This window comes from Streptococcus sp. 27098_8_91 (assembly GCF_041432385.1).
Taxonomy (GTDB): Bacteria; Bacillota; Bacilli; order Lactobacillales; family Streptococcaceae; genus Streptococcus.
This window is the reverse complement of record NZ_JAPVZN010000004.1, coordinates 150,238-156,612: the sequence shown is the minus strand read 5'-3', so window position 1 is coordinate 156,612 and position 6,375 is coordinate 150,238. Positions and strand designations below refer to the sequence as shown.

8 protein-coding genes are annotated in these 6,375 nt (G+C 38.8%); 2 read left to right on the top strand and 6 right to left on the bottom strand.

The annotated features are described in order from the left end of the window. The 5 genes from O3611_RS05500 to O3611_RS05480 all read right to left on the bottom strand — a co-directional run. Positions 1 to 1,371: YSIRK-type signal peptide-containing protein (locus O3611_RS05500; RefSeq protein WP_371608046.1), on the bottom strand; the 1,371-nt coding region annotated here is incomplete at its 3' end. A 312-nt stretch (positions 1,372 to 1,683) separates the two neighbouring features. Further along, the gene (rpmA, locus tag O3611_RS05495; RefSeq protein WP_075229047.1) at positions 1,684 to 1,977 is read right to left on the bottom strand and encodes a 50S ribosomal protein L27; all 294 of its coding nucleotides are present in this window, start codon (positions 1,975 to 1,977) and stop codon (positions 1,684 to 1,686) included. 16 nt (positions 1,978 to 1,993) lie between these two features. Continuing rightward, the gene (locus O3611_RS05490) at positions 1,994 to 2,338 is read right to left on the bottom strand and encodes a ribosomal-processing cysteine protease Prp (RefSeq protein ID WP_075229048.1); all 345 of its coding nucleotides are present in this window, start codon (positions 2,336 to 2,338) and stop codon (positions 1,994 to 1,996) included. Positions 2,339 to 2,353: 15 nt separating this feature from the next. Beyond that, positions 2,354 to 2,668 (bottom strand): 50S ribosomal protein L21, encoded by a 315-nt coding sequence (gene rplU, locus O3611_RS05485; protein ID WP_000109141.1) that lies wholly within the window; start codon positions 2,666 to 2,668, stop codon positions 2,354 to 2,356. Positions 2,669 to 2,952: 284 nt separating this feature from the next. Then, entirely contained in the window at positions 2,953 to 3,639 is a 687-nt protein-coding gene (locus tag O3611_RS05480) for a YoaK family protein (protein ID WP_153224971.1), read from the bottom strand. A gap of 145 nt (positions 3,640 to 3,784) precedes the next feature. Here O3611_RS05480 and O3611_RS05475 point away from each other — a divergent pair, with 145 nt between their 5' ends. Then, positions 3,785 to 4,762 carry a Gfo/Idh/MocA family protein gene (locus O3611_RS05475; RefSeq protein WP_371608045.1) on the top strand — a complete coding sequence of 326 codons (978 nt, stop codon included), beginning with the start codon at positions 3,785 to 3,787 and terminating at the stop codon, positions 4,760 to 4,762. Next, positions 4,759 to 5,841 (top strand): DEAD/DEAH box helicase, encoded by a 1,083-nt coding sequence (locus O3611_RS05470; RefSeq protein WP_371608044.1) that lies wholly within the window; start codon positions 4,759 to 4,761, stop codon positions 5,839 to 5,841. Before O3611_RS05475 ends, O3611_RS05470 begins: the two co-directional genes overlap by 4 nt. 112 nt (positions 5,842 to 5,953) lie before the next feature. On the opposite strand, the gene O3611_RS05465 is transcribed toward O3611_RS05470, so the two are convergent. Beyond that, on the bottom strand, positions 5,954 to 6,331 hold the full coding sequence (locus O3611_RS05465) for a DUF1934 domain-containing protein (protein WP_148131838.1): 378 nt from the start codon (positions 6,329 to 6,331) through the stop codon (positions 5,954 to 5,956). Positions 6,332 to 6,375 lie beyond the last annotated feature (44 nt).

Below are 6,375 nucleotides of genomic sequence, written 5' to 3'. Positions count from 1 at the left end.
GACTGCTTCTGGTAACGCAGGTTGAACTTCAGGTTTACCTTTGTCTGTTATAACTGCTTCTGGCAATTCAGGTTGAACTTCCGGTTCTCCTTTATCAGTAACAACTGCTTCTGGCAAGGCGGGTTGAACTTCCGGCTCACCTTTGTCAGTTACAACCGCTTCTGGTAACTCTGGCTGAATTGCAGGCTCATCCTTATCGGTTACTACAGCCTCTGGCAGCGCGGGTTGAACTTCAGGTTCATCTTTGTCACTTACAACTGCTTTTGGCAATTCAGGTTGAACTTCAGGCTCACCTTTGGCGCTTACAACTGCTTCTGGCAATTCAGATTGATCTTCCGGTTCACCTTTGGCGCTTACAACTGCTTCGGGTAATTCTGCTTGGACTGCAGGCTCACCTTTGTCAGTTACAACCGCTTCTGGTAAGGCGGGTTGGACTGCAGGCTCACCCTTGTCACTTACAACTGCTTCTGGTAACTCTGGCTGGATCGCTGGCTCCCCCTTGTCGGTTACCAGAGTTCCAGCTTGTACATCCTTATGTTTGGCTAATTGTTCTTGAGAATCTGAAGATTGTTTCTCTTCTTTTCTTGGATTCGTTAATTCAGTAGAAAGAGGTTTTTCAACTACTTGAACTTCTGTCGGCTTAGTTGAAGAAACAGGTGTTTGTTCCTGAATAGCCTGTACTGTTGATGGATGTTCTACAAAATTTGGTGTAACACTATAATCTACCTTTTGTTGATTTTTAGGAGTAGCTACTGATTTCTCTTGATTGCTTACTTTAGATTCAGAAGTTATGTTTTCCTCTTTGATATATCCGATATATGTGTAACCAGAAATGTCTTTAGGAAGAGGTAATTTTTCTCCTGAGGTTAATTCATAGTCAGTATTGTAATTCAGTAAGAGATTATTTTCTAAAGCATGAGCTGATACTAGGACACCGTTTCCTATCCCTGCAACCAATACTAAATGTAATACTGTTTTATTCTTAACCTTTTTCTTAGAAACGGCAAAAATTAAAATCCCCAGAGCAGCTAAGCTAGCACCAGCAACCAAGGTTTGAACATCATTCTTACTTCCAGTATTTGGCAATTCTCCCAATTGATTTTGGGAATTTAATTTATAAACAAGATAATAAGTTTCATCATCATTCTCCATGTATGTCGGAATGTCATAGACAAGCTGTTTCTTTTCTTCTGATGATAACTCTGACTCTGTCACATATTTATAGTGAACACCTTTAGTCTCTTGAGCTTCTATAGATGAACTAGCTAATACAGACATAAAAAATAAACTTGAAATCGTTGCAGATACAAGTCCTACTGATAATTTTCTAAATGAAAAACGCTGCTGTTTTTCACCAAAATACTTTTCCATGATTCCTCCTTGAAATAAAATTTTAAAAATATGCAAGCTAAAATTTATTATATTAGCTTGTTATTTTATAAAAAGGTAACACACTTTAATTATACTCTTAATTTACAAAAAAGTCTTAAAATTGCGTTACGTTTTCATACTTTGTTTTATATATAAAATACGAAGGAGCAGGGTTTGAATTTCTTATATTCTTTTTGGATAAAAAAATAGGCTCTCCGAAAACTCGGAAAGCCTTATTTTATGCTACTTCTAGCTTCCTCACCTTTACATTTACATTTCAAGGCTCGGGATAAAAAGGTTCACTGGACCTTTTTATTTTGCGATTGGGTAAACAGAAACTTGTTTTTTATCGCGACCTTTACGTTCAAAGCGTACTACGCCCTCAACTTTAGCGAACAAAGTATCGTCTCCACCACGTCCAACGTTTACACCTGGATAGATGTGTGTACCACGTTGACGGTAAAGGATAGATCCACCTGTTACAGTTTGTCCGTCAGCTGCTTTAGCTCCAAGACGTTTCGCTTGTGAATCACGTCCGTTTGATGTAGAACCTCCACCTTTTTTGTGGGCGAAAAGTTGCATGTTAGTAAGAGTCATTTTTAACATAATGTTTTCCTCCGTGTTAGTTTTCTGTGATAACTCTGGTTTGGACGAACTCAGAAGAGTCCTCCGATAAGTTTGCCATTCCTAAGAAAAATGATTCAAAGAATAACTGAGTCATTTCTCTCTGATGTGAAGGGATATCTTTAGGAATTTCCACCATTAGATAACCATCTTCATCTTCGTTTAATTGTAAGATTGGTTCATAGCCTGCAAATTTCTCAATAGAATTGACAAAGTTAGTGGCAAGCGTAGAAACCGATGCACACACGACGTCAAAGCCGTTTTCGCCAATTTTGGCGTGTCCAGTAATCTCCGCACTCCTCAGCTCGCCATCTTCGGCTCTCTCAAAGACTGCTTGTATCATGTGTTCTCCTTAAAATTAAGCGTTGATTGCGTTGATGACAACTTTAGTATATGGTTGACGGTGACCTTGTTTACGGTGGCTACCTTTTTTAGGTTTGTACTTGTAAGTAACAACTTTCTTTTGTTTTCCTTGTTTTTCAACAGTTCCAACTACAGTAGCTCCAGCAACAAGTGGAGTTCCGACAACAGTGTTTTCACCACCAACAAGAACAACTTCGTTAAAAGTAACTTCTTGACCAGCTTCAACGTTCAATTTTTCAACGTAAACTGCTTGACCAACTTCAACTTTAACTTGTTTTCCGCCAGTTTTGATAATTGCGTATGTGCTCATTATGCACCTCCTATGATTTTTTGGGTTTCCCCGTATTTTTGTGAAGACTCGCCTAGCATCGTGGGACGAACCACTTAAAAGAAGAGCTCTAAGTATAACAAAGAATAAACTAGGAATTGAGCCGAAGCCGAAGACATAACTTATGTTAGGCAAGGCGATAATGACGAAGTTTAAATTTGTTATACGACGAGCAACGATGTTCGTGCGGTTGCACAGGATCGTGCATAGTCAACTCTTCAAGTATAGCATGATTCCTAGTTTTTGACAAGTATTTATCATCGAATTTAAACTTTTTCTCTTATTTTTTTCCTCCAAGACGCAAAAAGCATACTTAGATAAAAAATACTCATCATGATTGGAATCCCTAAAATTGTTTTTTCTTCATAAAAAATACTCAGATAAGCTGATACAACAACCCCAAGCACAAAACTCGACAGCAAGCTAACAAAGATGAGACCTTCTCTTAAAAAAGGTGTATGTTTTGTGCGAACATATTCACCAAATGCTAACATGGTTCGTTTGATATTTCCGGTCATAAATGCATTGTTGTATGCAATTCCTGAAACTTCTCCGAAAGCTGTTGTTACAAGTCCCATACAAAATGCTAACGGTGGTACTATATATATATTATCAACCGTCAAGGGAACAAATCCTATAATCAAAGATAAAATTGCTAGTGGGATAAGAGACAGAATTGGTTTTCTTACAATCCTCAACTTTTCTTTATAGACTGTCAAGAGGAAGACACCCACCATGAAAGAAATCAAGGTCATTACCTTGGCGCTGGCATCTGAAACATTGTCCTGAATGAGACCGACGGAAAGGAAAACGACATTCCCTGTTTGACCTGCAACTAGAGTATTCCCACGTATGATAAAGGTATAGGCATCTACATAACCCGCACAAAAAGTCAAAAAAAGCGCCAATCTTTTTGAATGACGAGAAATTTTTCTCATAGGTAATAATCTCATACTACACTCCTATTTTTTCTGAATCTATTGTACCATTTTTTGAGGAAAATTCGAAGTGTCAAATAAAAGAATTGTCTCCCTTTGGCTAGTTTAGTCTATCTGTGATATAATGAAAGCAGTCATTACTTGTAGAAAAGGAGATTTCATGCTTAAACTTGGTATTATCGGCACTGGTGCAATCAGTCACCACTTTATAGAAGCTGCTCACGCTAGTCAGGAATTCCAGTTAGTGGCTGTTTATTCAAGAAAGCTCACGACTGCTCAGCAATTTGCTAGTTCCTATACAGATGTTAGTCTATTTGATAATTTAGAGGATTTCTTCCAGTCTGAATTTAATGTTGTCTATATCGCAAGTCCCAATTCTCTGCATTATACTCAAGCCAAGGCCGCTTTATCTGCTGGCAAACATGTTATCCTTGAAAAACCAGCGGTGACTCAACCACAAGAATGGCAGAATTTAGTTGAAATAGCTCAAGAAAATCAATGTTTTATCTTTGAAGCAGCAAGAAACTATCATGAGGAAGCCTTCACTGTTATTAAAAACTTTTTAGCAGATAAGCAAGTTTTAGGTGCAGATTTTAACTATGCCAAGTATTCTTCTAAGATGCCTGACCTTCTTTCTGGAAACACTCCGAATGTATTTTCAGACCGTTTTGCTGGTGGGGCTCTCATGGACTTGGGAATTTATCCGATCTATGCTGCGGTTCGCTTGTTTGGAAAGGCACTTGATGCGACCTATCAAGCTCAGCAACTTGACAACACTATTGATCTAAACGGAGACGGAGTCTTATCATATCCTGAATATCAAGTTCATATCAAGGCTGGTAAAAACATTACTTCTAATCTGCCTTGCGAAATATATACAACAGATGGAACCTTGACACTCAACACTATTGAACATGTTCTCTCAGCTATTTTTACAGATCATCAAGGTAATGAAACACATCTACCTATTCAGCAGGCACCTCATACCATGACTGAGGAGGTCGCTGCTTTCGCGATCATGATCAAACAGCCAAACCTAGAACTTTACCAAGCTTGGTTGGATGATGCAACACACGTCCATAAGCTACTCTACACCATGCGCCAGACTGCTGGCATTAGATTTGAGGCAGAAAAATGAAAACCAAACTACCTAAAGAATGGCAAGAGCTAACCGAACAACTCGGCTTTCAAGAATTCACCCCCATTCAAACTCAGCTTTTTGATCCGATTTTAGACGGTCAAACCCTCCTTGGAGTCAGTCCAACAGGAACTGGTAAGACCCTTGCTTATCTCCTACCAAGTCTTCTTCGTCTCCAAAAGAAAAAAGCGCAACAACTATTGATTTTAGCACCAAATACTGAACTGGCTGGTCAGATTTTTGAGGTAACTAAAACCTGGGGTGAAGCTATTGGCTTGACTGCTCAGCTCTTCCTGTCAGGTTCGAGTCAGAAACGCCAAATTGAACGACTAAAAAAAGGACCAGAAATTCTAATTGGAACTCCTGGTCGTATCTTTGAACTGATTAAATTGAAGAAGATCAAGATGATGAACGTGGAAACGATTATTCTTGATGAGTTTGACCAGTTGCTAGATGATTCTCAGATTCACTTTGTAGAAAAGATTACTCACTACGCACCTCGCGACCACCAACTCATCTATATGAGTGCCACTACCAAGTTTGACCAAGATAAGATTGCGCCTAACACGCGCACCATCGACCTCTCTGATCAAAAGTTGGACAACATTCAACACTTCTACATGCAAGTAGATCAACGTCATCGAGTAGATATGCTTCGTAAACTGGCACAGGTTGAAGACTTCCGTGGACTCGTCTTCTTTAATAGCTTATCAGACCTTGGAAGTTCCGAGGAAAAATTACAGTATCGCGATGTTTTAGCTGTTTCTCTAGCTAGCGATGTCAACGTTAAGTTCAGAAAAGTTATCTTAGAAAAATTCAAAGATAATCAGCTAACACTGCTTCTTGCAACAGACCTTCTAGCTCGTGGTATCGACATTGATAGCTTGGAATGCGTGGTTAACTTTGACGTTCCTAGAGATATGGAAACCTACACTCACCGCGCTGGACGTACGGGTCGTATGGGCAAAGAGGGCTATGTAATCACACTTGTAACGCATCCAGAAGACCTCAAAAAACTGAAGAAATTTGCAAGTGTACGTGAAATCGTCTTGAAAAATCAAGAACTCTATATCAAATAGAGGCTGGGACAAAAATCCCAACCTCATTTTTTATTAGCAAAAAAACTTTGACCTGCTAGCTGATTTAGAACTAGGAAATCGAAACTTTATCCACTGATTTCTCCTCCACTTTTTATCCCCAAGTAATTTCTAAGCGATAGTCCGCAAATGGATTTCCTTCTTTGTTTTGTAGTTGATAGGCTAGTTCAATCTTTTGTTGTTCAACTTGATAATGGCTTGTTTGGATGATAAACTCCTGTATCCCCATTGGTGTAGGAATATAGGCTAAACTATCAGCTTCCTTCAGAAAACGCATGATGGTCTTAGGATTGGAAAATCGAGACATCACCAACTCTGTATCATTAAACTTGAGTACCACTTTTTCTTTCTCTTCATTGTAAAAAAGGAGATAGGAAAAATCACCTTTCTCACGTAACTCAACGTCATAAAGTTGGTCGATCACTTCCAATTGTTCATCAAATTGGATGGTATTTCTCATTCGAATCTTCACTTCAAGTCCTCTTTCTTCACTCTTATCCTACTATTTTACCAAAA

Excerpts from the sequence above, each read along its gene's own strand:
- rpmA (WP_075229047.1), bottom strand. The coding sequence starts at position 1,977 with ATGTTAAAAATGACTCTTACTAACATGCAACTTTTCGCCCACAAAAAA.
- O3611_RS05490 (WP_075229048.1), bottom strand. The coding sequence starts at position 2,338 with ATGATACAAGCAGTCTTTGAGAGAGCCGAAGATGGCGAGCTGAGGAGT.
- O3611_RS05470 (WP_371608044.1), top strand. The coding sequence starts at position 4,759 with ATGAAAACCAAACTACCTAAAGAATGGCAAGAGCTAACCGAACAACTC.
- O3611_RS05475 (WP_371608045.1), top strand. The coding sequence starts at position 3,785 with ATGCTTAAACTTGGTATTATCGGCACTGGTGCAATCAGTCACCACTTT.
- rplU (WP_000109141.1), bottom strand. The coding sequence starts at position 2,668 with ATGAGCACATACGCAATTATCAAAACTGGCGGAAAACAAGTTAAAGTT.
- O3611_RS05480 (WP_153224971.1), bottom strand. The coding sequence starts at position 3,639 with ATGAGATTATTACCTATGAGAAAAATTTCTCGTCATTCAAAAAGATTG.